The following is a 1,212-nucleotide window of genomic DNA, read 5'->3' as shown; positions in this document are numbered from 1 at the left end:
CCCTCCGCAGGTACCGGCCCCCACGTGTGCCAGTCCCGCACGAACACCACTTGCCACCCCGCCACGGCGCGCCTCCTGAGCCCTAGAACACACTCAAGTATTAGGGAACAGCGACAGCATCGTCGCGGTCGGGCTCCACGGCCCCGGCCTCCACCAGGGCGGGGTGATCCGGGCGGACCTGCCGCGGTCGCCCGCGCAGTGGCCGGCCGCGGCGGAGGAGACGGCCGCCCTGCTGGTCGCCCTCTCCGAGCGGCACGGCGCCCGGCCGCTCCAGGTGCTCCTCTACCTCTGCCAGGATCCCGGCACGGCCCACGTCCCTCCGGTAGTGGACGGGCTGCGGCCACTGGCGCAGGCCCTCCGGGCGGCCTTCGGGCGCCGGGGCGTGGCCGTCAAGGAGTCGCTGTGCGTCTCGGACGGCCGCTGGTGGTCCTTCCTCTGCCGCGGCGACGGCTGCTGCGACGCGGCGGGCAATCCGGTGCGGCGCAGCCCCGACCCCGGTCCGGCGGCCGCCGCCGCGACGGTCGCCGGCCTGGTGCCGCGCGGCAGCCGGAAGGCGATCATCGGCGGGCTGGAGCCCGTCGGTCCGCCGGAGGCCGTCGCCCAGCGCGACGCGCTCGCCCGGGCGGAGGCCGTGGACGCCCTCGCCAGGGAGCAGCGCATCGCCCTGCTCGACCAGGCCGTCGCCGAGTTCCGGGCCGGGGCCGGGGAACTCGATCCGGACCGGACGGCCCAACTGCTGCTCGCCCTGCGGGACCGCCTGGTACGGGACCGCGGCGTCGAGTACGCCCGGCCCGACGAGCTGGCCCCGGCCGAGCGGCTCTGGCGTTTCCTCGCCCGGCGGGCGGTGCCGCCCTACGAGGGCTGCGCGGTGGCCCCGCTCACCCTGCTGGCCTGGACGTCCTGGGTTGCGGGGGACACGGCGACGGCCCGGGTCGTGCTCGGCCACGTCCTGCGGCTCGCCCCGGGCTACCTGCTGGCCGAACTGCTCTACGAGTCGCTCAACGACGGCATGACGCCCCAGGGCCTGTTGGCCGCCGTCGAGGCCCAGCGGCGGCGGCGCGAGGAGCCCGAGGCCACGGCGGCCCCGGTCGACGAACCGCGGCCCCCGGCCGGCGGAGCGCCGAGCGCCGAGGGGTCACCGCCCGCTCAGGAGGTGCCGTCCGGTGGCGCGGCGGCTCCCGGGCCCGCCGCCCCGGGGGCGGGTGCGGCTCA

Annotated in this window: 1 protein-coding gene; it reads left to right on the top strand. The window is 78.0% G+C overall.

Annotation, left to right across the window (positions count from 1 at the left end):
• Positions 1-163 precede the first annotated feature (163 nt).
• The coding region (locus tag ACIQOV_RS42020) for a DUF4192 domain-containing protein (protein ID WP_401056491.1) at positions 164-1,212 on the top strand (1,049 nt) is incomplete at its 3' end.

This window comes from Kitasatospora sp. NPDC091257 (assembly GCF_044757675.1).
Lineage (GTDB): Bacteria > Actinomycetota > Actinomycetes > Streptomycetales > Streptomycetaceae > Kitasatospora > Kitasatospora lactacystinica.
Note: the sequence above shows the minus strand (reverse complement) of the source record. Positions and strands in the feature narration are given on the sequence as shown.